The following is a 24,216-nucleotide window of genomic DNA, read 5'->3' as shown; positions in this document are numbered from 1 at the left end:
GGGCGCTTCGGCTGCTTCCGCTACTAAAGGCTCAAGCCAAGAAGAAGGCCTTCGGGCGCTTCGGCTGCTTCCGCTACTAAGGCTCAAGCCAAGAAGAAGGCTTCGGGCGCTTCGGCTGCTTCCGCTACTAAGGCTCAAGCCAAGAAGAAGGCTTCGGGCGCTTCGGCTGCTTCCGCTACTAAGGCTCAAGCCAAGAAGAAGGCTTCGGGCGCTTCGGCTGCTTCCGCTACTAAGGCTCAAGCCAAGAAGAAGGCTTCGGGCGCTTCGGCTGCTTCCGCTGCCAAGTAATCCGGCAAGCTGTAAAATTCAAAAACGGGGGCTTTGCCCCCGTTTTTGTTTTGCAAGGCACAAACCCATGCTCCGCTTCCTCGCCCTGCTGTCCGTTCTCTGCGCCGGCCTTGCCCACGCGGACGAAACCCCGGCACAGCGCAATATCCTGTTTTTCGGCCATGATGACCGCCAGTTCATCGCCGCCCCCTACCCCGCGCCATTTGCCCCGGTGGGCCAGCTGGAAACCCGCGCCGGCAACCTGTGTACCGCCACGCTGATCGCACCGGATCTCGCCATCACCGCTGCGCACTGCTTCCTGATGGAGCCGAAAAAAGGTGACGACGGCGTATGGTTCAAAACCGGCGTGCACAAGCACCGGTACACTGCGCGCTACCAGGTACTGGCGCAGGTGTTCCACCCGCGCTTCCAGAAAGGCACGTTCTTCAAGGGCAATGATCTGTACATCATGCCCGAGGCATCGCCTTACGATATGGCGTGGATCAAGCTCAAGCTGGTTGACGGCACGCCACCACCGCCAATGCCGCTATTTCGCGGCGACCGCAAGGCGCTGCAGGCCGCCATCAAGGCCGCCGGCAACACGGTGACGCAAGCCGGTTACGCGGGCGATCACGATGACGTGCTGACCACGCATCGCAATTGCAAGCTGACCGCACTGCGCCGTGACAACACCATTTTGCACCGCTGCGATACCTTGTCCGGCGATTCGGGCAGCCCCATCTGGCTCGATACGCCTACCGGCCCGCAGCTGATTGCCACGCAAAGCTCGGCACCGGACTGGTTCAAGCGCAAGACCATCGACAATATCGGCGTGTCGGTACTGCAAGCACCGCCGCGACCCTGAAAGCCGATGCATGGCGCCAGCCGGTATCGGCACGGGTTGCACGCGCATGGCTATATAGACCCGAGCGAAGTCGATAGAATGTAGCAATTGGATGCAACACCCTTAGCGGGCCGTATCATGGATATCAAAACCTATATGCAAGCCGTGGGCCGCAATGCCCGCGCCGCCAGCCGCGCAATGGCCAAGGCCGATACCGGCGCCAAGAACCGCGCGCTGAGCGCCATTGCCAGCGCCATCGAACGCGATGCCGCGCAATTGTTGGCGGCCAACGCACAGGACATGGTGCAGGCACGCGCCGATGGGCTGGAGCCAGCACTGCTGGACCGCCTGCAGCTGACCGAAAAAACCATCGCCACCATGGCCGAGGGTTTGCGCCAGATTGCCACGCTGCCGGACCCGATCGGCAATATGGGCGATTTCAAATACCAGCCGTCCGGCATCCAGGTGGGCAAGATGCGCGTGCCGCTGGGCGTGATCGGCATCATTTACGAAGCCCGTCCGAACGTGACTGCAGACGCGGCCGGCCTGTGCATCAAATCCGGCAATGCCACCATCCTGCGTGGTGGCAAGGAAGCATTCCATTGCAACCAAGCGATTGCCCGGCTGGTACAGGAAGGGCTGGAAGTCGCCGGCCTGCCGGCCACCGCAGTACAAGTGGTCGAAACACAAAACCGCGCCGCGGTGGGCGAGCTGATCACCATGACCGAGTTCGTCGATGTGATCGTGCCGCGTGGCGGCAAGGGGCTGATTGCCCGCATCGCTGCCGATGCGCGCGTGCCGGTGATCAAGCATCTGGACGGCATCTGCCACGTGTACATCGACGACGAAGCCGACCCGGACAAAGCCATCCGCATCAGCGACAACGCCAAGACCCACCGTTACTCGCCATGCAACACCATGGAAACGCTGCTGGTGAACAGCAACGTGGCCGACGTGATCCTGCCGCCGCTGGCCGACATCTACCGCAGCAAGGGCGTGGAACTGCGTGGTTGTGCCGCCACGCGCGATATCCTGCCCGATGCGGTAGCGGCAACCGAGGAAGACTGGCGCACCGAATATCTGGCGCCCATCCTCTCGATCAGGGTGGTGGATGATCTGGATGCCGCCATCGACCATATCAATACCTATGGCAGCCACCATACCGATGCCATCGTCACCGAGAATTACACCAAGGCGCGGCGCTTCTTGCGCGAGGTGGATTCGGCCAGCGTGATGGTAAATGCATCCACGCGCTTTGCCGATGGCTTCGAGTACGGGCTGGGTGCCGAGATCGGCATTTCCACCGACAAGATCCACGCGCGTGGCCCGGTTGGCCTGGAAGGGCTGACCAGTGAAAAATGGATCGTGCTGGGTGATGGCCAGGTCCGTAACTGAGCACGCCGTATCAACCACAGCGGCCCGCCCCACGGTGGGCCGTTTGTTTTGCGCGCCGCGCATCGGCATGCGGGCAGGCGCATGAACGCCATCGGCATTTACGGCGGCAGCTTCGACCCCATCCACAACGGGCACCTGACGTTTGCGCGTACGCTGCGCGATTGCTTTGCCTTGCCGCAGGTGCGCTTGATCCCCACCGGTTTGCCGCCGCACCGCCCTGCCACGCGGGTAAGCCCGCGCCAGCGCTACGACTGGGTGGTGCAGGCCATTGCCGGCGAACCGGCGCTGGTGGCGGATGACCGCGAAATACGCCGGCAAGGCTATTGCTATACCGTGGATACGCTGCAGGAGCTGCAGGGCGAGCACCCCGATGCACTGCTGGTGTGGCTGATCGGCGGTGATTCGCTGGCGCAACTGGCCAGCTGGCACAGCTGGCGCACGCTGTTGGCGCTGGGCCACCTGGTGGTTGCGGCGCGCCCCGGCTACGATTTGGCAGCATTACCCGTTGAAATTGCAGAAGAATTTGCCAAACGGCAGGTTTCTTCCACGCCGGAAGCGCTGGCTCGCGGTAAAATCAGCTTATTGCCCAGCCCGCTGCTGACGGTGTCATCGACGCTACTACGGGAAAAACTGGTGCGCGGCGACGATGTCAGCGCACTCACCCCGGTGGCCGATGCAGTGATGCAGAGCGGGCTTTATCGTTTTATGAAAGGACATACTGAATGAATGAACTGACCCAAGCCATGCGCGACGTCGCGGTTGCCGCCCTTGAAGACATCAAGGGCAAGGACATCCTGTCGCTGGATACCACCAAACTGACCGATCTGTTCGATTGCATGATCGTGGCTACCGGTGATTCCAACCGCCAGGTGCGTGCGCTGGCCAACAATGTGTCGGTCGAACTCAAGGCCAAGGGCTACGACATTGTCGGCACCGAAGGCGAAGAAGGCGGCGACTGGGTACTGGTCGATGCCGGTGAACTGGTAGTACACGTAATGCTGCCGGCAGTGCGCGATTACTACGACCTGGAACAGCTGTGGGGCGGCCAGAAGCCCACTTTCAACCCGCTTGGCAAGAGCTGGAGCGCGGTTTAAGCATGACGGCAACAGTGGTGAAAACGGCGCAAAGCCGCTTCACCACTGGTTTTACAGCGATTCAAACCGCCTATAAAACATAAAGTCATAACTACAGATTCTTTTTCTTTTATCCATTTTTTGGATACATTTGCGAAATTGAATCAATCGGCTCGCTAAGGGCCCGCATCGAGTACGCATGAACACCCTCAGTCACGCCCGCCTGACTCATCTCAAGCAACTGGAAGCAGAGTCCATCCACATCATCCGCGAAGTGGCTGCCGAATTCGATAACCCCGTCATGCTGTACTCGGTGGGCAAGGATTCCGCAGTGATGCTGCACTTGGCGAAAAAGGCGTTTGCCCCGGGCAAGCCGCCGTTTCCGCTGATGCATGTGGATACCACCTGGAAATTCCAGGAGATGTACACGCTGCGCGACAAGCAGAAGGCCGAAGGCTGGAACCTGATCACCTATGTGAACGAGGACGGCGTGAAAGCCGGCATCAATCCGTTTACCGCCGGCAGCGCCAAGCACACCGACGTGATGAAGACCGAGGGCCTGAAGCAGGCACTGAACAAGTACGGCTTCGATGCTGCATTTGGCGGTGCCCGCCGCGACGAGGAAAAGAGCCGCGCCAAAGAGCGCGTGTACTCGTTCCGCGACAAGAATCACCGCTGGGATCCGAAAAGCCAGCGCCCGGAGCTGTGGAACATCTACAACTCGCGCATCGACAAGGGTGAATCGATCCGCGTGTTCCCGCTGTCCAACTGGACCGAGCTGGACATCTGGCAATACATCTTCATGGAAAACATCGAGATCGTGCCGCTGTATTTCTCGGCACCGCGCCAGGTGGTCAACCTGAACGGCACGCTGGTGATGATCGACGACGATCGCATCCTGCAGTATCTGACGCCGGAACAGAAAGCCAGCATCGAAACCAGGTCTGTCCGCTTCCGCACGCTGGGTTGCTACCCGCTGACCGGCGCGGTGGAATCGACCGCGGCCACCCTGCCGGAAATCATCCAGGAAATGCTGCTGACCACCACCAGCGAGCGGCAGGGACGGGTGATCGACCATGATTCGTCGGGGTCGATGGAGAAGAAAAAGATGGAAGGCTATTTCTGATTCCGGGAAGCATTTGACCCCGGCACTTTGTCGGCTGCGCTGCGCGGCTCCTCACCTCAGTACTGTGTCGTCGCTGCTCGCTTGCCTTCGCGTTCCGGGGCCAAATGCTTCCCGGAATCCGCACAATTTGATATGACCGCCCCGATGGGCGGATATGAAGGACTGAACAGATGTCCCACCAATCCGATCTGATCGCCAGCGACATTCTTGGCTACCTCAAGCAGCACGAGAACAAGGACATGCTGCGCTTCATCACCTGCGGCAATGTCGACGATGGCAAATCCACGCTGATCGGGCGCTTGCTGCATGATTCCAAGCTGATCTTCGAAGACCAGCTAGCCGCTATCCAGAAAGACAGCCAGAAGTACAACACCACCGATCAGGAAATCGACCTGGCGCTGCTGGTGGACGGGCTGCAGGCGGAGCGCGAGCAGGGCATCACCATCGATGTGGCATATCGCTACTTCAGTACCGACAAGCGCAAGTTCATCATTGCCGACTGCCCGGGCCACGAGCAGTACACGCGCAATATGGCTACCGGTGCCAGCACCTGTGATCTGGCCATCATCCTGATCGACGCGCGCTACGGCGTACAGACGCAAACCCGCCGCCACAGCTATATCGTCAGCCTGCTGGGCATCAAGCATGTGCTGGTGGCGGTCAACAAGATGGACCTGATGGATTTCTCCGAAGCACGCTTCAACGAAATCAAGGCGCAGTACCTCGCTTTCGCAGAAGACCTGGCGATCCCGGATATCCGCTTCGTGCCGATCTCTGCCTTGCGCGGCGACAACGTGGTGAACGAATCCACCGCCACGCCGTGGTACGAGGGTGAAACGCTGATGCGCCTGCTGGAGAGCGTCGAGATCACCCAGCACGCGCAGCTGGATGCATTCCGCCTACCGGTGCAATACGTGAACCGCCCCAATCTGGATTTCCGTGGCTTCTGCGGCACCGTTGCTGCGGGCCATGTACTGCCTGGCGATGAAGTGGTGGCACTGCCTTCGGGCAAGAAGTCGAAAGTGAAAGCCATCGTCACCTTCGAGGGCGATCAGCCCGCGGCGTACGCCGGCCAAGCCGTCACGCTGACGCTGGAAGACGAAATCGACGTCAGCCGTGGCGATATGCTGGTGCGCGCCGGCGATGCGCAACCGGCGATCTCGCAAGCGTTCGAAGCCCACGTGGTGTGGATGAACGAAAGCCCGCTGCTGGTCGGCAAGGAATATGCGTTCAAGCTGGGTGGCAAGAGCGTATTCGGCCGCATCTCGCGCATTGCGCACCGCGTGGACGTCAACACCATGGAAAAGGTGGATGCCAGCCAGCTGAGCCTGAACGAAATCGCCCTGGTCACCGTGGAAGTGAACGCTGCGGTGGTGTTCGATAGCTACAGGCAGTGCCGTGGCACCGGTGGCTTCATCATCATCGACCGCCTGAGCAACGCCACCGCCGGCGCCGGCATGATCAACGCCAGTGCGGTATCGGCCCAGCAAGGTCAGGTGGATGAACTGAGCCGCCTGCGCGCATTCGAAGTGGAGCTCAATGCGCTGGTGCGCAAGCATTTTCCTGACTGGGAAGCCAGGGACATCAGCAAGCTGCGTTAAGCAGCACCCGTTCTGCAGAAAAAACCGCCGTTCCGGCGGTTTTTTTGTTTCAGTTCGCTGAAACTAGGACAAAATATCAGCATTCGCTGAGATCAGCCGCCACGCAGGCCAAACCGCATGTCGCCATTGGATTTGCTCCAGAACAGAATCGCCGGGCGCTCGCTCACCGTGGGCATCTACGGGCTGGGCTATGTCGGCCTGCCGCTGGCGCTGCGCTTTGCCGAAGTCGGCATCAGGGTGATCGGCTTCGACATCGATGCCCGCAAGGTCAGCATGCTGGACAGCGGCGAGAGCTATATCGAGCGCATCACGCCGGCACAGATCGCCAGCGCCCGCGCAGGGGGCTTTACCGCCACCACCGATTACAGCCGCACCGGCGAGGCCGATGCGCTGATCATCTGCGTGCCCACCCCGCTGGATGCCCACCGCGCGCCGGACCTGAGCTTCGTGATCAGCACCGTGGATGCCATCGTGCCGCACTTCCGCGCCGGGCAGCTGCTCAGCCTGGAAAGCACCACTTATCCCGGCACCACCGATGAAGAGCTGGCGCCGCGCCTGGCCGCACGTGGCTTCATTCCCGGGGAAAACTGTGCGCTGGTGTTCTCGCCGGAGCGCGAAGACCCGGGCAACCCCGATTACGGCACCAAGGACATCCCCAAGGTAGTGGGTGGCATCACGCCATCCTGCCTGGCGCTGGGCTGTGCGCTGTACCAGCTGGCAGTGAAAACCACCGTGCCGGTCAGCTCCACCCGCGTGGCCGAAATGACCAAGCTGCTGGAGAACATCCACCGCGCAGTGAATATCGGCCTCGTCAACGAAATGAAAATCGTCGCGGACAAGATGGGCATCAATATCCACGAAGTGATCCGCGCCGCCGCCACCAAGCCCTTCGGCTTCGTCCCCTACTATCCCGGCCCCGGCCTTGGCGGCCACTGCATCCCGATCGACCCGTTCTACCTGACCTGGAAAGCCAAGGAATACGGTGTGAACACGCGCTTCATCGAGCTGGCCGGCGAAGTGAACCACCAGATGCCGCACTGGGTGGTACATAAAACCCAGGCCGCGCTGAACGAACAGGGCAAAGCCGTCAAAGGCAGCCGTATCCTGGTGCTGGGCATTGCCTACAAGAAAAACATCGACGACACGCGCGAATCACCGTCGGTAGAAATCATGGACCTGCTACGGAAGATGGGTGCAGAAGTGCACTATTCGGATCCACACGTGCCGGTATTTCCGCAGATGCGGGAGTATCAGTTTGATTTGCAGTCGGTGGCACTGGATGCCGATGCGCTGGCAAGCTATGACTGCGTGGTGCTGGCGACGGATCATGACGGATTCGATTACGGCTTGATATCAGGAAGCGGCACCCCCATCATTGATACCAGAGGCCGCTATCAATCCCACGCAGAGCGCATTGTTCAGGCTTAGCGATGCCATTTCTTGATACGCCACATCAATTATTCGCTTGGATCACCCATGCTCAGAAATAGAGCGTGGGTAAGCTGGTTACCAGCGCCAATACAAAACAGGCTGCATGATCGCTATACCGCCCAAGCGGTACTGGCCAATTCGGGCTGGCTGATCTTTGACCGTGCTGGCCGCATGCTGACCAGCTTGCTGGTTGGCGTGTGGATGATCCGTTATCTCGGGCCGAGTCAATATGGGGAGCTGGCATATATTCTTGCCTGCGTTGCTTTCTTCCAGGTATTAGTCAGCCTGGGGCTCGATAGCATTGTTGTGCGTGAAGTGGCTATTGATTCAGAGCAAGCTCCCCACATACTTGGCTCCACGCTGTTTTTACGCAGTACAGCAGGTATTTTCGGCTGGCTTATCGCAATCGCCAGCATGGCAATTTTCGAATCGGGACCGCATAAAAATATATTGCTGATCTGCATTGCAGGCAGCTCGCTGGTATTTCAAGCAGCGGACAGTGTTGATCTCTGGTTTCAAAGTCAAAATCAAAGCCGGCGTACAGTGACGGTAAAATTGATTGCACACTTGGCCGCCAATGGGTTCAAGGTCGGATTGATACTTCTGCAAGCACCGCTGGTTTACTTTGCCGGAGCCGTCGCTATAGAAGCACTGCTATGTGCCTGCGGGCTTTTCTTCGCATATACTCGATTCAGGACCAGCACACCATGGTTCCATACTGCAACGAAATCGATGGCCCTTCTTTCCGAGTCGTTTCCATTCATCATCAGTGGCATATCGACCATAATCTATATGCGGATCGATCAGTTCATGATAAAACATTATCTCGGCGACACACAGCTTGGCATTTACTCTTCGATCATACTTTTATCGCAAGCGCTCAATTTCCTGCCAGCGACCATTGTCAGTTCCATTTTGCCGCACATGGCAAGAATCAGTACAACCAATGTCGTAACATACGAAAAATTTCTGATAAAAATTTTCCGATTTTTCTTTTACGGCGCATTGTTTTTTTCCCTGTGCATTTCATTTTTTTCTTCCAATATAATCTCCGCTTTCTATGGGTCAGCTTATGTATCCGGAAACGGAGTACTGGCATTGCATATTTTCTCGAATGTCTTTATCTGGCTGGGCGTAGCGCATACGATCTGGGTCGTAATCGAAAAAAAGCCGTCGATTCGTGTTTATGGAACGCTCATTGCTGCGGTTGCCAACATTATCTGCAACATTGCATTGATACCGCATCTCGGTTTGCTCGGCGCTTGCTATGCAACGATTGTTAGCCAATTCATCGCAGCAGTAGGAATAAATTTGTTCCTGGCCAAGCGTTCTTTCCAGCTTCAGTTAAGCGCCATCTTCTTCATTCCATTTCCAGCGGCACGTACACTTCATGGTTAAATATTTGATACAGTCGCGGCTTTACGGCCTTTTTTCCTTGGGAAAAAAAGCCTTGGCAAATTATGGATGGCTGCAAAGCTATACAAGCCGCTCTTCAGTAGACCGCCATGGCGATCCGGTTCCCTGGATTACCTATCCTGCAATCGATTTCCTGGACAGGCGTCTGCACCAGCACCTGGATGTATTCGAGTTTGGCTGTGGTAACAGTACCCTCTGGCTCAGCAAAAAAACCAGGGCGGTGCACAGCGTCGAGCATGATGCTGACTGGTTCCAGAAAATCAAGGCGACCTTGCCGGGAAATGCCTTTTTGCAGTATGTCCCCCTTGAATATGACGGCGATTATTGTCGTTCTGTATTGAACGGGAAATGGCATGTCATTTTTGTCGATGGCAGGGATCGCGTAAACTGCATAAAACATGCGCTCCATGCTTTGACTACAGACGGCATTGTGATCCTCGACAATTCGGATCGGAAAAACTACGGGGATGCCCTGGAAGTCCTGGCCGACAGCGGATTCAGACAACTCCCCTTCACCGGCTTGGCACCCATTACGCCCCATATATCAGAAACATCCATCTTTTATCGTGATCAAAACTGTCTTGGCCTCTAGCGTGTTTGATTGTCAAAAAGGGCGTATCATTTTCAATTGCCATACATGAAGAGACAGGCATAATCTAATGTTTCAGCAACATCTTGCACCGGTGGCCCTGTTCGTTTTTGCGAGGCCCGCACATACCAGACAAACCCTGGATGCTTTATTGGCTAACGACCTAGCCAGTAAAACGGATTTGATCGTCTATTCAGATGGTGCTCGTGCTGGTGCGGATGAAACTGCGGTGCAAGAGGTGCGTGACTTGATCCGTGCGTTGCGTGGCTTTAAAAGCGTCACCCTGATCGAGCGTCCGAGAAATTATGGTTTAGCAAGCAATATCATTTCCGGTGTCACCGAAACACTGAATCAATTCGGTCAGATCATCGTTCTCGAAGATGACCTGGTAACGAGCCCTCATTTTCTGGACTTCATGAATCAAGGTCTGGCCAAATACCGAGATAAGGAAAAAGTAGCTTCCATACATGGATACTGCTATCCGGTCAAAGACCCCATTCCTGAGCTCTTTTTCCTGCGCGGTGCAGACTGCTGGGGGTGGGCAACGTGGAGTCGGGCGTGGGATTGTTTTGAATCAAACGGTACGAAATTGCTGGCGGAATTGAAGCAACGCGACCTGATCAAAGAATTTGACAGAGGCATTTCATATCGCGTCTACTCGAAAATGCTGAAGAAGCAGATTGCGGGAAGGAACAACTCATGGGCCATTCGCTGGCATGCGTCAACTTTTTTAAATGGCATGTACACGCTTTATTCCAGAGAAAGCTTGATCAACAACATAGGCCATGATGCGAGCGGTGTACACTGCGCCCAGAATGATCACTACGGGAATCACACTCATAATTCCCGGATCATGCTGAAAGACATTGCCATCGTGGAAAATGCTGACGCGGTTTTTGCATTTCGCCGATTCTATGAATCGATACGGCCATCACTTCTGATGGCCATTCTTGGAAAATTAAAACAGATGGTTGGCATGCAATGATTGAACATATCAATATTGAAAATCAACTCGCCGCCATCATTATCCGGAGAGAATATACTACGTCGGGAATCCAGTTTTTTACGCCGGATGATTTTTCCCAACAACTCGGATATATGAATCGTCCTCGGGGCTACATCATCCCCCCGCATGTACACAACCCTGTTGTCAGGGAGGTCCAGTACACCAAGGAAGTGCTTTTCATCAAATCGGGCAAGGTCCGGGTAGATTTTTATGATGAAAAGCAGCAGTATCTGGAAAGCCGGAATTTGTATGCCGGGGATGTCATCTTATTGGCCTTTGGTGGCCATGGCTTCGAGGTGCTTGAGTCATCCGAAATCATAGAAGTCAAACAGGGGCCATATGCTGGCGAACAGGACAAGACTCGTTTTTCACCGGTACCTCACAGCCAAGTAAAGGTAGATGATGATCCCCGTTAATACCCCCCTGCTCGACGGCAACGAGAAGAAATACCTGAATGAATGTATCGATACCGGATGGATTTCGTCAGAAGGGCCATTCATTAAGAAATTCGAAGATGCGTTTGCAAAAACAGTGGGCAGACGCCATGCCATTGCGGTCTGCAACGGCTCTGTGGCTTTGGATGCGGCTGTTGTTGCGCTGGGAATTGGTCCAGGCGATGAAGTGATCCTGCCTACCTTCACCATTATTTCTTGCGCCAGTGCGATCGTACGCGCTGGCGCGTTACCGGTGCTGGTTGATAGTGATCCGGTAACCTGGAATATGGACACGCGGCAAATCGAACAAAAGATCACATCCAGGACCAAAGCAATCATGGTTGTGCATATTTATGGTTTGCCGGTAGACATGGCGGCAATTGAACGCATCGCTGCCAAACATCGGCTGCTGATTATCGAAGATGCAGCAGAAATGCATGGCCAGCGCTTTGAAGGACGGCCTTGCGGTAGCTTTGGAAATATCAGCACATTCAGTTTTTATCCAAACAAGCATATCACCACGGGGGAAGGAGGTATGCTGGTTACAGATGACGAGATATTGGCGGACCGTTGTCGCTCGTTGCGTAATTTGTGCTTCCAGCCTCAAAAGCGCTTTGTGCACGAAACGCTGGGCTGGAACATGCGGATGACCAATATGCAAGCGGCCATTGGCGTGGCCCAGCTTGAGCGGCTTGATGAGTTTGTTTTGCGAAAAAGGCAGATGGGGAATTTTTACACGCATGCGCTGCAGGGTGTCCCCGGGTTGCAACTTCCACTTGAGCGCGCAAGCTATGCCGAGAATATCTATTGGGTCTTCGGCATTGTGCTTGAGGATGATGTTTCTTTTGATGCCGAAGAAGCGATGAGGCGACTGGCAGAATTGGGCATTGGCACCCGGCCCTTTTTCTGGCCAATGCATGAGCAGCCCGTTTTCCAGGCAATGGGCCTATTTGCTGGTGAGCACTATCCCATTGCAGAAAAGCTCGCTCGTCGGGGGTTTTATATTCCAAGTGGTCTTGCCTTGCAGGAAGACCAGATGGAAACGGTTGGAGCAGGCGTGCGGGCCATGATGCAATGAGCATATTCGATCGTTATGCGCGTTATTATGATTTGCTGTACCGGGAAAAGGACTATCGCGGTGAAGCTGATTTCATCATTTCGCGCCTGAAAACCTATTTTCCTCAGGCAAGCACCATTCTCGAGCTGGGCTGCGGTACGGGTATTCACGCCCAAGTGTTAGCCGAAGCTGGCTATAAGGTTCATGGCATTGATATCAGTGCGAATATGCTGGCTGCTGCGGAGCAACGGAAGCGTGATCTGCCGCAGGAAATCAGTAATCGTCTGACTTTTTCACAGGCAGATTTGGGCAGCTTTTCAACAAGCAGAAAATTCGACATCGTATTATCCCTTTTTCATGTTTTCAGCTATCAAACCAGCAATCAAGCTTTGCATGCCGCATTTGATACTGCCAACAAGCATCTTGTAAATAACGGAATACTGGTTTTTGACTACTGGTATGGGCCTGCAGTTTTATCGATGAAACCGGAAACACGCGTCAAGCGGCTTCAGGATGGCGGCCTATCCATCATACGGATAGCCGAATCAACCATCGATTACCAGAAAAATACCGTCAACGTTCAGTACGAAATCATGATGACTGAACAGGACTCGGTGGAAGTCGTCAAAGAATCGCATCTTATGCGTTATCTATTTGCGCCAGAGGTGGAATACATGGCCAGCATGCACAACTTCTCCCTGCTCAGCCATGGCGTTCTCATGCAGGAATCAGCACCTAGCGAGAACAGTTGGGCTGCATACTCCACGTTTCGCTTGATTCCATGAAAAAATGTCTCATTGTCTTTCCGGATGACTGGATTGCTTACTCGCCATCGACCCTCAATATGGCGACGCTATTGAAAGCCCATGGCTTCGAGCCCACTATCCTCACATTCAATGGGAGGTTCAACAGCCACAACATCAGCCGTCTCTTCCGGATTGTTTTCATTGATCAAAGAAGCCCATTGTTATTGGTTTTGACAAAAACCAGGCTTTTGAACTTCTTGAAACCGCTGGTTCTTTATCGGCATATAAAGAAGCTGGATACATTTGACCATTACATTGGCATTGATTCCGCTGGCAGTCTGGCTTTGCAACTTGCAGGCATTCACAATTTTGACTATTTCTCGCTGGAAGTGAAGAAAAACATTGCATTTTTCTTGGTGGACAGCACAAACATTGCAAATGTCATTACTCAAAATAACGAACGGCTTGAAATCCAATTTCAAGAAAAATTACAGCGTGTTTTTTTTATACAAAATGCCCCCATCGCCCCTGCAGATCGCCCTGCAAAAGCATTACCTGAAAATGGAATAAAGAAATTGCTATATATCGGCAATGCCATTCCCAGCCATGGCATTCTTGATTGCATTGGCGCGCTGGAGGAGGATGACACGCTTCACCTGGAAGTCAGGGGCATCATACCGGACGTCATTCGCGAAAAAATCAATGCCAGCCCCGCCGCCAAGCGGATTACCGCAGCCGATGGCTTTGTGGAAAATTCGGATCTGATTGACTACATCCGGCAGTTCGATATCGGGTTATGTCTTTACAATGTAAAGAACAACGACCCCAATTACTTGACGTGCCCGTCGGGCAAAATGTTCAATTACATGGCCGCCGGTATACCGATGATAGGTACCCGGATACCGGGGTTAAAAATAATCGATGAGGCAGGCGCCGGAATTACCATAAAAGACAATGCACCAGCTGAAATAATAGCCGCCATCAGGAAAATCCAATCCAATTACGAAGCATACGCCTCCAACGCGTATAATGCATTTGAAAAATATGAATTTTCCAGAATGGCATCCCCATACATAGCCGCTGTCAGCCACAGCCAAGCTGAGTAACTGATCATGAAAAAAGCCCTTATCACCGGCATCACCGGTCAGGACGGATCCTATCTGGCCGAATTCCTGCTTGCCAAAGGCTATGAAGTCCATGGCATCAAGCGCCGGGCGTCGCTGTTCAATACGCAGCGTATCGACCATATCTATCAGGATCCACATGTAGAGAACCAGCGTTTCAAGCTGCACTACGGCGACCTGACCGACAGCTCCAACCTCACCCGCATCCTCGCGGAAGTGCAGCCAGACGAAGTGTACAACCTGGGCGCGCAATCGCATGTTGCGGTCAGTTTCGAATCGCCGGAATACACTGCGGATGTTGATGGCATGGGTACCTTGCGCTTGCTTGAGGCGATCCGCTTTCTGGGCCTGACTGGTAAAACCCGCTTCTATCAGGCGTCCACGTCCGAGCTGTACGGGCTGGTGCAGGAAACACCGCAGCGCGAAACCACGCCGTTTTATCCGCGCAGCCCGTATGCGGTGGCCAAGCTGTATGCGTACTGGATCACCGTCAATTACCGTGAAGCGTATGGCCTGTATGCGTGTAATGGCATCCTGTTCAACCATGAAAGCCCGCGCCGTGGTGAAACCTTCGTTACCCGCAAGATCACGCGTGGTTTGGCCAATATTGCACAGGGCCTGGAGCAATGCCTGTACTTGGGCAATCTGTCTGCACTTCGCGATTGGGGTCACGCGCGCGATTACGTAAAGATGCAGTGGCTGATGCTGCAGCAGGAAAAACCCGAGGACTTCGTGATCGCCACCGGCGTGCAATACAGCGTGCGCGATTTCGTGCTGCATGCAGCGGCAGAACTGGGTATTACGCTGGATTTCCACGGGGATGGGGCGGGAGAGTACGCGGTGATTGCTGCGATCAATGGTGATCGTGCCCCTGCCCTCTCCGTGGGTGATGTCATCGTGCGGGTAGATCCGCGCTACTATCGCCCGGCAGAAGTGGAAACCTTGCTCGGCGATGCCAGCAAGGCACGCGAGAAGCTGGGCTGGCAGGCAGAGACCACGCTGGATGAAATGGTGGCCGAAATGGTCGCGCATGATCTGGCGCAAGCCCGCCAGCACGCGCTATTGAAAGCGCATGGCTACCAGATCGACGTGGCCGGTGCCGATTAGGAGCATGCCCATGACCATCATTCCGGTCATTCTGTGTGGTGGCGCAGGGACCCGGCTATGGCCGGTATCACGCAAACTGCACCCCAAGCAATTCCTGTCCTTGCATGGTGAACACAGCCTGCTGCAACAGACTGCACAGCGCTTGCAAGGCATACCCGGCGTAGTCGCACCATTGCTGATCAGCAACCAGGATTTGCGTTTCCTGGTGGCAGAACAGCTGCGCAGTGCTGGCGTTACTACCGCGCGCATCGTGCTGGAGCCGGCTGAGCGCAATACCGCGCCAGCAGTAGCCGCCGCCGCACACCTGGCGTTGCGTCAGGATCAGGATGCGTTGCTGCTGGTGCTGCCATCCGATCACGTGATCGGGGCACCGGCGCGTTTCCGGCAATACGTGGCGCAAGCAGCAACATTGGCCCAGGATGGCAAGCTGGTCACGTTCGGCATCCGCCCTACCGAGCCGCACACCGGCTACGGTTATATCCGCCAGGGCGCAGCGCTGGCGGGGCATGAAGGCGCCCACCTGGTGTCGTCATTCGTCGAAAAACCGGATCGTGCCACCGCAGAGGCGTTCATCGCCAGCGGCGATTACCTGTGGAACAGCGGCATGTTCCTGTTCAAGGCGGCGTTGTTCCTGGAAGAACTGGCACGCCTGCAGCCGCAGATGCATCAGCATGTTGCGGATGCTGTCGTGCGCAGCCAGGAGGACCTGGATTTCCTGCGGCTCGATAGCGCGGCCTTTGCCGCCTGCCCGGCAGAATCCATCGACTATGCGGTGATGGAGCACACGCCGCATGCGGCAGTGATTGCCACCAGCGAACTGGGCTGGAACGACATCGGCTCGTGGAGCGCGCTGGCGGACGTCAGTACGCCGGATCAGCAAGGCAACGCGCTACTGGGCGACGTGTTTGCCGAAGATACGCGGAACAGCTATATCCGCAGTGAGGCACGACTGGTGGCCACCGTAGGGGTGGATGACCTGATCGTGGTGGAAACGGCCGATGCGGTGCTGGTGGCCCACAAGGCGCATGTACAGGGCATCAAGCAACTGGTTGACCGCCTGAAAAACGCCGGTCGCGGCGAAGTCTTGAACCAGCGCAAGGTGTTTCGCCCGTGGGGCAGTTACGAATCCGTCGACAGCGGCGCACGCTTCCAGGTGAAGCGCATCGTGGTCAACCCCGGGGCAGCCTTGTCGCTGCAGATGCATCACCATCGGGCCGAGCATTGGGTGGTGGTCAAAGGCACCGCCAAAGTCACCAATGGTGACAAGATCATATTGCTGAGCGAAAACCAGTCGACCTATATCCCGCTGGGCACCACGCACCGGCTGGAAAACCCTGGCAAGCTGCCGCTGGAAATCATCGAGGTACAATCGGGCAGCTATCTGGGCGAAGACGATATCGTACGCATGGATGACCAGTATGGCCGCACTCAGGACAAGCCGGCATGATGCTACCTGCGTGCTTCAAGGCCTACGACATCCGCGGCCGGGTGCCCGATGAGCTGGACGAAGCAATGGCCTATCGCATCGGGCGGGCATTCGTGGACGTGATGGCTGCACGGCGTGTTGCCGTGGGCGGCGATATCCGCCTGAGTACACCCGCCCTCAAGGCTGCGCTGATCCGGGGCCTGCAAGATGGCGGCGCGGATGTACTCGATCTGGGCATGACGGGGACCGAGGAAGTCTATTTCGCCGCTTTCCACCTGGATGTGGACGGCGGTATTGAAGTCACTGCCAGTCATAATCCCATCGATTTCAATGGCATGAAGCTGGTAGCCGGGGGGGCACGGCCGCTGGATAGCGATACCGAACTGCAGGCCATTGCGCAGCTGGTGCAGTCTGGCCAGTTTACCGCGGCAGGCCAACCCGGCACCGTGCAGGCCGTGGATTTGCTGGCGCCCTATACCGATCACCTGCTTGGCTATATCGCCACTGCACAGCTGCGGCCACTGCGCATCGTCGTCAATGCAGGCAACGGTGCCGCCGGGCAGGTGATCGATGCGCTGGAAACACGCCTTTGCGCTATGGGTGCGCCGCTGCAGTTCATCAAGCTCAACCATGCGCCGGATGGCCATTTTCCCAAAGGCATTCCCAATCCGTTGTTACCGGAAAACCGGGCCGAGACGGCAGATGCCGTGCGTGCGCATGGCGCAGACCTCGGCATTGCCTGGGATGGCGATTTTGATCGCTGCTTTTTCTTCGATGAGCAAGGCCGTTTCATCGAGGGCTATTACGTGGTCGGCCTGCTGGCCGAAGCATTCCTGCTGCAGCAGCCTGGCCAGAAAATCATTCATGACCCGCGCCTGACCTGGAACACGCTGCAACTCGTTGCCGCCGCCGGCGGCCAGGCAATCCAGAGCAAAACCGGCCACGCCTTCATCAAGGCGCGCATGCGCGAGGAAGATGCCGTGTATGGCGGCGAGATGAGCGCCCATCACTATTTCCGCGATTTTGCCTATTGCGACAGCGGAATGATTCCCTGGCTGCTGCTGGTGCAATTGCTCAGCGCGCGCGGGCTTGCGCTATCGCAACTGGTGGATGCGCGCATTGCCGCCTTCCCCTCGTCCGGCGAAATCAATCGCCAGATCGCCAATCCGACAGCAGCCATTGCCAATATCAAAGCGATCTATGCCGACCATGCGCTGCTGATGGATGAAACCGATGGCCTGAGCCTGGAATTTGCCGAATGGCGCTTCAACCTGCGCTGCAGCAATACCGAAGCACTGGTGCGCCTGAATGTGGAAAGCCGCGCCGATATCGCGCTGATGCAACAACAAACGCAAGTGCTGCTGGCCTTGCTGGATGAACACCATGACTGAAGCTGCCGCCAACAAAAAGACCGTCTTCATCGCTGGCCACCGCGGCATGGTCGGCTCTGCCATCGTGCGGCAACTGAGCGGGCAAGCGGATGTCACTCTGCTGCTGGCTGGCCGTGATGAACTCAACTTGTGCGATCAGGCAGCAGTGGAGGCATTTTTTGCCAGCCACGCCATCGACGAGGTGTATCTGGCTGCAGCCAGGGTGGGCGGCATTCAGGCCAACAACCAGTTCCCCGCTGATTTCATCCACGATAACCTGGCAATTGCATTGAACGTGATCGGTGCGGCGCACCGGCATGATGTACCCAGATTGCTGTTTCTGGGTTCAAGTTGCATTTACCCGCGGCTGGCCGAGCAGCCGATCAGCGAGGCACAGCTACTGACCGGTCATCTGGAGCCGACCAACGAGCCGTATGCGATTGCCAAGATTGCCGGCATCAAGCTGTGCGAATCCTATAACCGCCAGCATGGCCGCGATTACCGCAGCCTGATGCCGACCAATCTGTATGGCCCGGGCGACAATTTTCACCCCGAGAACAGCCATGTGATTCCAGCTTTGCTGCAGCGCTTCCATCTAGCCAGGCAACAAAGTGCACAGCGTGTGACGATCTGGGGTAGCGGTGCGCAGTTGCGCGAATTCCTGCATGTGGATGATCTGGCCATTGCGGCAGTAAATGTGATGAATCTGCCTGCAGCCACATGGCGGCGGCAGGTGACGCCGCAATGCAGCCACCTCAATGCCGGCACCGGCACCGACATCAGCATCCGCGATCTGGCTACCCTGATCGCCAAGGTGACCGGGTTCAGCGGCGAGATCGTTTTTGATGCCAGTAAACCGGATGGCGCACCGCGCAAGTTGCTGGACGTGAGCAAACTGCATTCACTCGGCATTACGCAAACGCGTGCTCTCGAAGCAGGCCTGGAGGCAACCTATCATTGGTATTGCGATCACCTTGGCACCGATATGCGCCGGTAATTGACTGCGACCCGCCCGAATGAAAATTCTTTTCCTGTGTAAACGCCGTCCACAAGGCCGTGACCTGATCAGCCGCCCTTATGGGCGTTTTTATCACCTGCCCAAAGGATTGTCAGAGCGCGGGCATGAAGTACACATGCTGCTATTGAGCTATAAGGATGACCCAGCCGTCAGCGAATTTGATGGGCTGATCCACTGGCATAGCGTATCACTGCGCCCCCGTGGACCGTTTGCGTACCTGCGTAAAGCAAAAGAACTGCTGCAAGCTGGGCAGTTCGACTGGATCGTCGGCTTTTCGGATACCTGGTATGGCATCCTCGCGCAATGCTTGGCAAAACGCTTTGGTATCCGGTCGCTGATCGATGCCTATGACAATTATGAAAGCTATATCCCATGGGCCAAGCCATTGCACTGGGCATGGCGCCGGGCATGCCGCCGGGCTGACGCACTGACAGCGGCAGGGCCGGGCTTGCTGAAGCGCATGCTGCAGGATGATCCGGCCCAAAAGGGAACGGTTATTCCCATGGCCGCCGACCCGTTCTTCAAACCAATGCAACAGGCCGAATGCCGGCAACAATTGGGCCTGCCGCCGGATATTGCCCTGATTGGTTACTGCGGCTCCCTATTTGCTAACCGCGGTGTTGGCATCTTGTTCGAGGCCATCGCCCTGTTTGAGAAGCACGGCATCGAAGTCAAACTGGTATTGACCGGGCGACGCCAACAGAACGTGAATTGGCCCGAAGCGCTCAATGGCAAAATCATCGAACTTGGTTATCTGCCAGATGCGCAGATGCCCACCGTCCTGAATGCCATGAATGCATTGCTGGTTATCAATGAAGCATCGGCGTTCGGCAACTATAGCTACCCGGCCAAGCTCTATGAGGCAATGCAATGCGGTATACCTGTGGTTGCCTCGGCGGTGGAAGGAACGAGCTGGGTACTGCGCGACCATCCGGAATGCCTCGTGACCCCGCGTGATGCCACCGCTTTGGCCATGGCAACCATCGCCACGGTGCGGGGATCTGCAAAGGTTGCATACTCGCCAACCGCAGATTGGGACCAATGTGCGGATTTGCTCTCGCAGATATTGGAAAAGACAAAACCATAAACCCGGGCGAATGCCTTGGTCATTTGTCAGGCATTACCCTCATCAGGCTTTGAATGCTTGATGATCCAGTCTTTATACGTCAGCGCAACCTGCGGCCAGTCAAATCGGCTTATTGCATCATTGCGGGCCTGCAATCTCAATGAGCCGATTGCCTCCGGGCTTTCAACCAGTTGCCGCAAGCGCTCCGATAGCGCTTGTACATCGCCTGCAGGGAAAAGGTAGCCATTGCGCTCATGGTCGATTACATCGTGCAGCGCAGGCAAATCGCTTGCCACCACGATGGCGCCACAAGACATGGCTTCCACCGCAACCAGGCCCAAACCCTCCTGATCACCCCCGCTCGCCACAACGGAGGGCATCACCACTGCCAGAGCCGCCTGATAACGCACGCGCAGCAGCTCATTGGGTTCTCGCCCCAGAAAGCGCACGCAACCGCCCAGTTGCAATTGTTGAGACTGTGCCTCCAGCGCAACGCGTTGCGGGCCATCCCCGACGATATCCAGGCCAACCCTGCAACCGCGCCGATGCAACAACTCCAGTGCCGCAAGCAGCACGTGCACCCCTTTTTTCTCAACCAGGCGGCCAACGAACAACAGACGTTGGCCAAGCTGCGGCTGGGTAGCGGGAGCGAACAACGCCGTATCAACGCCCATGGAGCGAACCAGCACCTGACCGCAGGGGTGGGCTGGAAATCGCTGCCGCAGCGCATCTACCATTGCATTGCTGACTACAGACGCGCCCTGGCTACGCATCAGAGTGAATCGCAGCAACGCATCGAACAGCGGCCCCCGCAAGCCGAACAGGTCACCACCATGTGAAGTAAGCAGTAGTGGTGTATCAGCCCGCGCGAGCATTTGCGCTACAGCCATTGCCCACCCTTGCGGGAACAGCCAATGGCTATGGACTACCTGTGGCCGCCAGCGACACAGAAACCGGTATGCAGCAAGGATTTGTGCCAGCAGGAAGAACGGTACGACCGCCAGCAACCAGGGCCGATGACGCAAATTGGGCAGCATGCCGCCAGAATAGGCAAGGCGTTGTGCGCCCTTCCATGCGTAGCGGTAGCGGTAGACGCGAACCTGGCCAACCCGGTCCCAACCCGCTTTTCCAGTCGATGCCGGCGCCAGCACGATCAACCGGAAAAAAGGTGCCAGCCGCTTGCACAATTCATACACGAATGGTGGCTCGGCATCCCCCAGTACCAGCGGAAATGTGGATGCCGAAACCAGCAAACGGGGCTTGCGCTTGCTCATTTCCGGCTATTTCTTTTGCAACTGGACGTGCATCAATGCGGTAATTTGCTCTGCAACAAGACCGATCAGGAAAATCAGCACTGCGTTGGACATCAACAATGCAGACATATTGGTAAAACGATGTTCTATGGCAAATGTATATCCATACAGGCCAAGCCCCGCCAGCAAAAACATCAGGGCGATCGGCGCGAATAACTTGATGGGCGAAAACAGCGTACCGATCTTGAAAATGATCAGCAAGAAGCGGATCCCGTCACGCGTGAGCTGGATATGGCTTTTGCCGATACGGGGCAACACGTTGATCGGCACATAGCTGACCCCATAGCCAGCGCGGAAAAAACACATGGTGCTGGTGGTGGGGTAGGAAAAACCGTTGGGTAGCAATGAAAGAAATTCGCGGAATTGCTCTGCTTTGAATGCGCGGAAGCCGGAAGTCAGATCCTCGATCCGGTGACCGACCATCCATGAAGCAAAACGGTTATAAACGCCGTTGGCAAACGAGCGGTGCATGCTGGCCTGCCCGGCGCGGTTACGCGCACCGACTACCATGTCATAGCCCTCCGCCAGACGTGCCAGCAACGCATCAATCTCTTCGGGGCGATGCTGACCATCTGCATCCATGCATACGATCACCTCGCCGCTGGCGTGGCGCACGCCAGCTTTGATCGCCGCACCGTTGCCACGGGCGTAGCTATGCTGAACCAGCTCCATGCCGTTAGCCCTGACGATTTCCGCGGTGGCATCCGTGGATCCATCATCGACAACGATAATTTCCGCCCCCGGCTGGGCAGCGCGTAGCGCCGGCAGGAAATTGAGCAGCGATGCGGCCTCGTTGCGTGCAGGGATGACGATACTCAGGTTCATAGCGTGGCTTTATTCTGCTTGGCAACGGCTTGATTGTACTTTTTTTCCATGCTGAGCAAATTCTTCCGGAACGCATAGTTCTGAGCGTCGCCGCTCGCAATGGCACTATGCGCCATCTCAAGATAGTGTTTTGCTGCGGGAAAGTCGCCGGCGTCGATCAAGGCGCTGCTGGCGATCAGGATATATTCAACCCGGTTGGAAAGACGATAAGCGTCGTCCAGATCCTTCAAGCTTGCATCCGTGTCCTTGGTGAAAGCGAAAAGCCTTGCTCTGTTAAACAGCAAATCAGCACGTGCTCCTTGGTAAGCGGGATTATCCAGTAAAGCGCCGATGAGTGTAATTAAATATTGCGGATCACTGCGAGCACAGCTTTTGTCTATTATCCAGCTCGTTGTTTGTTCGATCGTATTGGGCACCCATAAGGAATAGGGAGTACTTTTGAAACGGAAAACCAAATCCGATAATGGCGGTGCAGAAATGTTCGCGTCAAAGCAAGGTAACCCCACATAAAAAGCCCATGCGGCTACATTTTTGTCTTGCAATGCCGCCGCATGTACGATTGCCGATGCTTCCGCAATCTTGCCCTGATTAATCAACACCACTGCAGCGGCATGTTGCGCACGCTGGGAGTCAGGCTTGCGCTGCGCCCAGCTCAGTTGCAGTTTCCCTGCATCCTTCCATAGCGACGTTTCATTGGCCAACATCAAAGTCAATACGGTCACATAGGTTGGCAGTACAACTTTCCGCAAATCAATCAATCGGAAATTCTTATTAATTTCAGAGATACCGGACACCAGCAATAGCAAAATGCCGATCATGGGCACATAGTTTCGATGCTCAAAAACCAGTTCCAGATTCAAGCTGGTCGATTCGAGAGCATGCCCCAGCAAGAACCACAAACCGCCCAGTGCAAACAAAGGAAAACGGCGGCGCAACAACCAGCAGGCGATTAATGAGCCGTATATGGCAATCAAGGCAGGCAATGTCGTCCAAGGGGAAAGCAAGCTGCGCGAAATACTGAAATCGTCATAGAACAACGAAAACTGGCCAACGCGCGGAAGTACTATTTTCTGCAGATAGTCGCATAGCACGCGTGGCTCGGTCAGCAGACGTTCCCAAGCAGTGAAGTCACGATTAATGAACGATGGATTCAGTAAAGGTCGTAGCAGCGTCAGCAGCAAGGCAACGACCGCGATCCACAGCAAAGCACGCAATATCGTACGCCATTTACCGGTGCTGTCCGCATATAACGTGTATTCGATCGCAAAGAGATAAATAGGCAGCATAGCGCCGGATTCTTTGGAAAACACAGCCAGCAACTGGATGGGCAACAACAGCAGCAGTGCCTTCAAGCAGGCTTTTCGGACATGGCCAAGCGCAAGGTCGTCACGCAGTGAGAAATAAGTCACGCAACCAGCCAGCATGAACAGGCTGGCGAGGCCGGTCATGCGCTGGACGACATAAAGCGTGGTAGACACATTGATGGGATGCAGCAACCAGATGGAGCCCACCCAGATCGCCATGTTGGCGGCACTCTCACACCATGATGTACGGCGCAAGATCAGATAGCAGATACGCATCACCAGCACACCACATAGCAGATGAATCAGAAGATTCACCGCTTTGAAGTGCCCGGGGAAATCTGGCCAACTTTTGTATTGCAGGTAGAAGCTCAGCAAGCTGACAGGCCGACCGGTCGGTCCGGCCACGCCCTGCAAGGCAAAAAAGTCCAAGAACGAAGGAATGCTGAAGCCTTCCACGCGTGCGAGTACTTCGAGATTGATGCCGTCATCAAGCAGGAAACCACCAGGCATGCCTCCCATGTAAAAAAATGTGCATGCGAGTAAAGCCAAAGCTGCAAACACGTACTGCCTGGAACACATAGCCGCCCTTCACCAAAAAAATATCCGGAAAATCACCCAATAAAAAGCCGACACCTTTCGGTGTCGGCCAACTTGCAAAACCAATCTGAATAGGAATCA

The 24,216-nt window shown here is 55.7% G+C and carries 22 protein-coding genes; 19 read left to right on the top strand and 3 right to left on the bottom strand.

Going from position 1 to position 24,216, the window contains the following annotated elements; translation table 11 throughout:
- The first annotated feature begins 355 nt into the window (after positions 1-355).
- The 19 genes from IGB42_RS20445 (at position 356) to IGB42_RS20355 (ending at position 20,117) form a co-directional block, all read left to right on the top strand.
- On the top strand, positions 356-1,132 hold the full coding sequence (locus IGB42_RS20445) for a serine protease (protein WP_159675217.1): 777 nt from the start codon (positions 356-358) through the stop codon (positions 1,130-1,132).
- A 117-nt stretch (positions 1,133-1,249) separates the two neighbouring features.
- Positions 1,250-2,506 carry a glutamate-5-semialdehyde dehydrogenase gene (locus IGB42_RS20440; protein WP_159675215.1) on the top strand — a complete coding sequence of 419 codons (1,257 nt, stop codon included), beginning with the start codon at positions 1,250-1,252 and terminating at the stop codon, positions 2,504-2,506.
- 81 nt (positions 2,507-2,587) lie between these two features.
- Positions 2,588-3,232 (top strand): nicotinate-nucleotide adenylyltransferase, encoded by a 645-nt coding sequence (nadD, locus tag IGB42_RS20435; RefSeq protein ID WP_159675213.1) that lies wholly within the window; start codon positions 2,588-2,590, stop codon positions 3,230-3,232.
- Positions 3,229-3,600, top strand: coding sequence for a ribosome silencing factor (rsfS, locus tag IGB42_RS20430; protein WP_159675211.1), 372 nt, complete (start codon positions 3,229-3,231; stop codon positions 3,598-3,600). The genes nadD and rsfS overlap by 4 nt, the downstream gene beginning before the upstream one ends.
- Before the next feature lie 178 nt (positions 3,601-3,778).
- Positions 3,779-4,705, top strand: coding sequence for a sulfate adenylyltransferase subunit CysD (cysD, locus tag IGB42_RS20425; protein WP_159675209.1), 927 nt, complete (start codon positions 3,779-3,781; stop codon positions 4,703-4,705).
- A gap of 170 nt (positions 4,706-4,875) precedes the next feature.
- Positions 4,876-6,306 (top strand): sulfate adenylyltransferase subunit CysN, encoded by a 1,431-nt coding sequence (gene cysN / locus IGB42_RS20420; RefSeq protein WP_159675207.1) that lies wholly within the window; start codon positions 4,876-4,878, stop codon positions 6,304-6,306.
- A 117-nt stretch (positions 6,307-6,423) separates the two neighbouring features.
- Positions 6,424-7,734 (top strand): nucleotide sugar dehydrogenase, encoded by a 1,311-nt coding sequence (locus tag IGB42_RS20415; RefSeq protein WP_159675205.1) that lies wholly within the window; start codon positions 6,424-6,426, stop codon positions 7,732-7,734.
- A 48-nt stretch (positions 7,735-7,782) separates the two neighbouring features.
- Positions 7,783-9,135: a flippase gene (locus IGB42_RS20410; RefSeq protein ID WP_159675203.1), complete on the top strand. Its 1,353-nt coding sequence runs from the start codon at positions 7,783-7,785 to the stop codon at positions 9,133-9,135.
- Positions 9,128-9,745, top strand: a complete 618-nt coding sequence (locus IGB42_RS20405) for an FkbM family methyltransferase (RefSeq protein WP_159675201.1) — start codon at positions 9,128-9,130, stop codon at positions 9,743-9,745. The genes IGB42_RS20410 and IGB42_RS20405 overlap by 8 nt, the downstream gene beginning before the upstream one ends.
- Positions 9,746-9,812: 67 nt before the next feature.
- On the top strand, positions 9,813-10,727 hold the full coding sequence (locus IGB42_RS20400; protein WP_159675199.1) for a glycosyltransferase: 915 nt from the start codon (positions 9,813-9,815) through the stop codon (positions 10,725-10,727).
- Positions 10,724-11,164 (top strand): hypothetical protein, encoded by a 441-nt coding sequence (locus IGB42_RS20395; RefSeq protein WP_159675197.1) that lies wholly within the window; start codon positions 10,724-10,726, stop codon positions 11,162-11,164. The genes IGB42_RS20400 and IGB42_RS20395 overlap by 4 nt, the downstream gene beginning before the upstream one ends.
- Entirely contained in the window at positions 11,148-12,260 is a 1,113-nt protein-coding gene (locus tag IGB42_RS20390; protein WP_201800034.1) for a DegT/DnrJ/EryC1/StrS aminotransferase family protein, read from the top strand. Before IGB42_RS20395 ends, IGB42_RS20390 begins: the two co-directional genes overlap by 17 nt.
- Complete coding sequence (locus IGB42_RS20385) at positions 12,257-13,024, top strand: class I SAM-dependent methyltransferase (protein WP_159675195.1); 768 nt, start codon at positions 12,257-12,259, stop codon at positions 13,022-13,024. The genes IGB42_RS20390 and IGB42_RS20385 overlap by 4 nt, the downstream gene beginning before the upstream one ends.
- A complete protein-coding gene (locus IGB42_RS20380; RefSeq protein ID WP_159675193.1) occupies positions 13,021-14,091 on the top strand; it encodes a hypothetical protein in 1,071 nt (356 codons plus the stop codon). The genes IGB42_RS20385 and IGB42_RS20380 overlap by 4 nt, the downstream gene beginning before the upstream one ends.
- Before the next feature lie 6 nt (positions 14,092-14,097).
- Positions 14,098-15,216, top strand: coding sequence for a GDP-mannose 4,6-dehydratase (gene gmd, locus IGB42_RS20375; protein WP_174764244.1), 1,119 nt, complete (start codon positions 14,098-14,100; stop codon positions 15,214-15,216).
- A 10-nt stretch (positions 15,217-15,226) separates the two neighbouring features.
- Positions 15,227-16,663 (top strand): mannose-1-phosphate guanylyltransferase/mannose-6-phosphate isomerase, encoded by a 1,437-nt coding sequence (locus IGB42_RS20370; RefSeq protein WP_159675191.1) that lies wholly within the window; start codon positions 15,227-15,229, stop codon positions 16,661-16,663.
- Positions 16,660-18,033 (top strand): phosphomannomutase CpsG, encoded by a 1,374-nt coding sequence (locus IGB42_RS20365; protein ID WP_201800033.1) that lies wholly within the window; start codon positions 16,660-16,662, stop codon positions 18,031-18,033. Before IGB42_RS20370 ends, IGB42_RS20365 begins: the two co-directional genes overlap by 4 nt.
- Entirely contained in the window at positions 18,026-19,009 is a 984-nt protein-coding gene (locus IGB42_RS20360) for a GDP-L-fucose synthase (RefSeq protein ID WP_159675189.1), read from the top strand. The genes IGB42_RS20365 and IGB42_RS20360 overlap by 8 nt, the downstream gene beginning before the upstream one ends.
- Positions 19,010-19,028: 19 nt before the next feature.
- Positions 19,029-20,117, top strand: a complete 1,089-nt coding sequence (locus tag IGB42_RS20355; protein ID WP_159675187.1) for a glycosyltransferase family 4 protein — start codon at positions 19,029-19,031, stop codon at positions 20,115-20,117.
- Between the two features lie 26 nt (positions 20,118-20,143).
- Here the strand turns inward: IGB42_RS20355 and IGB42_RS20350 are convergent, their stop codons facing one another.
- Genes IGB42_RS20350 through IGB42_RS20340 form a run of 3 tightly spaced genes read right to left on the bottom strand, consistent with a single transcriptional unit; the run spans position 20,144 to position 24,099 of the window.
- A complete protein-coding gene (locus tag IGB42_RS20350) occupies positions 20,144-21,370 on the bottom strand; it encodes a glycosyltransferase (protein WP_159675185.1) in 1,227 nt (408 codons plus the stop codon).
- Between the two features lie 6 nt (positions 21,371-21,376).
- Positions 21,377-22,234: a glycosyltransferase family 2 protein gene (locus tag IGB42_RS20345; RefSeq protein ID WP_159675183.1), complete on the bottom strand. Its 858-nt coding sequence runs from the start codon at positions 22,232-22,234 to the stop codon at positions 21,377-21,379.
- On the bottom strand, positions 22,231-24,099 hold the full coding sequence (locus IGB42_RS20340) for a M48 family metallopeptidase (protein ID WP_159675181.1): 1,869 nt from the start codon (positions 24,097-24,099) through the stop codon (positions 22,231-22,233). The genes IGB42_RS20345 and IGB42_RS20340 overlap by 4 nt, the downstream gene beginning before the upstream one ends.
- Between the last annotated feature and the right edge of the window lie 117 nt (positions 24,100-24,216).

The sequence above is a fragment of the Andreprevotia sp. IGB-42 genome (assembly GCF_009848685.1).
Classification (GTDB): domain Bacteria; phylum Pseudomonadota; class Gammaproteobacteria; order Burkholderiales; family Chitinibacteraceae; genus Andreprevotia.
This window is presented reverse-complemented; position numbering and strand designations above follow the sequence as displayed.

Coding starts and splice junctions, on each gene's coding strand:
- IGB42_RS20445 (WP_159675217.1), top strand. CDS start 356: ATGCTCCGCTTCCTCGCCCTGCTGTCCGTTCTCTGCGCCGGCCTTGCC.
- IGB42_RS20440 (WP_159675215.1), top strand. CDS start 1,250: ATGGATATCAAAACCTATATGCAAGCCGTGGGCCGCAATGCCCGCGCC.
- nadD (WP_159675213.1), top strand. CDS start 2,588: ATGAACGCCATCGGCATTTACGGCGGCAGCTTCGACCCCATCCACAAC.
- rsfS (WP_159675211.1), top strand. CDS start 3,229: ATGAATGAACTGACCCAAGCCATGCGCGACGTCGCGGTTGCCGCCCTT.
- cysD (WP_159675209.1), top strand. CDS start 3,779: ATGAACACCCTCAGTCACGCCCGCCTGACTCATCTCAAGCAACTGGAA.
- cysN (WP_159675207.1), top strand. CDS start 4,876: ATGTCCCACCAATCCGATCTGATCGCCAGCGACATTCTTGGCTACCTC.
- IGB42_RS20415 (WP_159675205.1), top strand. CDS start 6,424: ATGTCGCCATTGGATTTGCTCCAGAACAGAATCGCCGGGCGCTCGCTC.
- IGB42_RS20410 (WP_159675203.1), top strand. CDS start 7,783: ATGCTCAGAAATAGAGCGTGGGTAAGCTGGTTACCAGCGCCAATACAA.
- IGB42_RS20405 (WP_159675201.1), top strand. CDS start 9,128: ATGGTTAAATATTTGATACAGTCGCGGCTTTACGGCCTTTTTTCCTTG.
- IGB42_RS20400 (WP_159675199.1), top strand. CDS start 9,813: ATGTTTCAGCAACATCTTGCACCGGTGGCCCTGTTCGTTTTTGCGAGG.
- IGB42_RS20395 (WP_159675197.1), top strand. CDS start 10,724: ATGATTGAACATATCAATATTGAAAATCAACTCGCCGCCATCATTATC.
- IGB42_RS20390 (WP_201800034.1), top strand. CDS start 11,148: ATGATGATCCCCGTTAATACCCCCCTGCTCGACGGCAACGAGAAGAAA.
- IGB42_RS20385 (WP_159675195.1), top strand. CDS start 12,257: ATGAGCATATTCGATCGTTATGCGCGTTATTATGATTTGCTGTACCGG.
- IGB42_RS20380 (WP_159675193.1), top strand. CDS start 13,021: ATGAAAAAATGTCTCATTGTCTTTCCGGATGACTGGATTGCTTACTCG.
- gmd (WP_174764244.1), top strand. CDS start 14,098: ATGAAAAAAGCCCTTATCACCGGCATCACCGGTCAGGACGGATCCTAT.
- IGB42_RS20370 (WP_159675191.1), top strand. CDS start 15,227: ATGACCATCATTCCGGTCATTCTGTGTGGTGGCGCAGGGACCCGGCTA.
- IGB42_RS20365 (WP_201800033.1), top strand. CDS start 16,660: ATGATGCTACCTGCGTGCTTCAAGGCCTACGACATCCGCGGCCGGGTG.
- IGB42_RS20360 (WP_159675189.1), top strand. CDS start 18,026: ATGACTGAAGCTGCCGCCAACAAAAAGACCGTCTTCATCGCTGGCCAC.
- IGB42_RS20355 (WP_159675187.1), top strand. CDS start 19,029: ATGAAAATTCTTTTCCTGTGTAAACGCCGTCCACAAGGCCGTGACCTG.
- IGB42_RS20350 (WP_159675185.1), bottom strand. CDS start 21,370: ATGAGCAAGCGCAAGCCCCGTTTGCTGGTTTCGGCATCCACATTTCCG.
- IGB42_RS20345 (WP_159675183.1), bottom strand. CDS start 22,234: ATGAACCTGAGTATCGTCATCCCTGCACGCAACGAGGCCGCATCGCTG.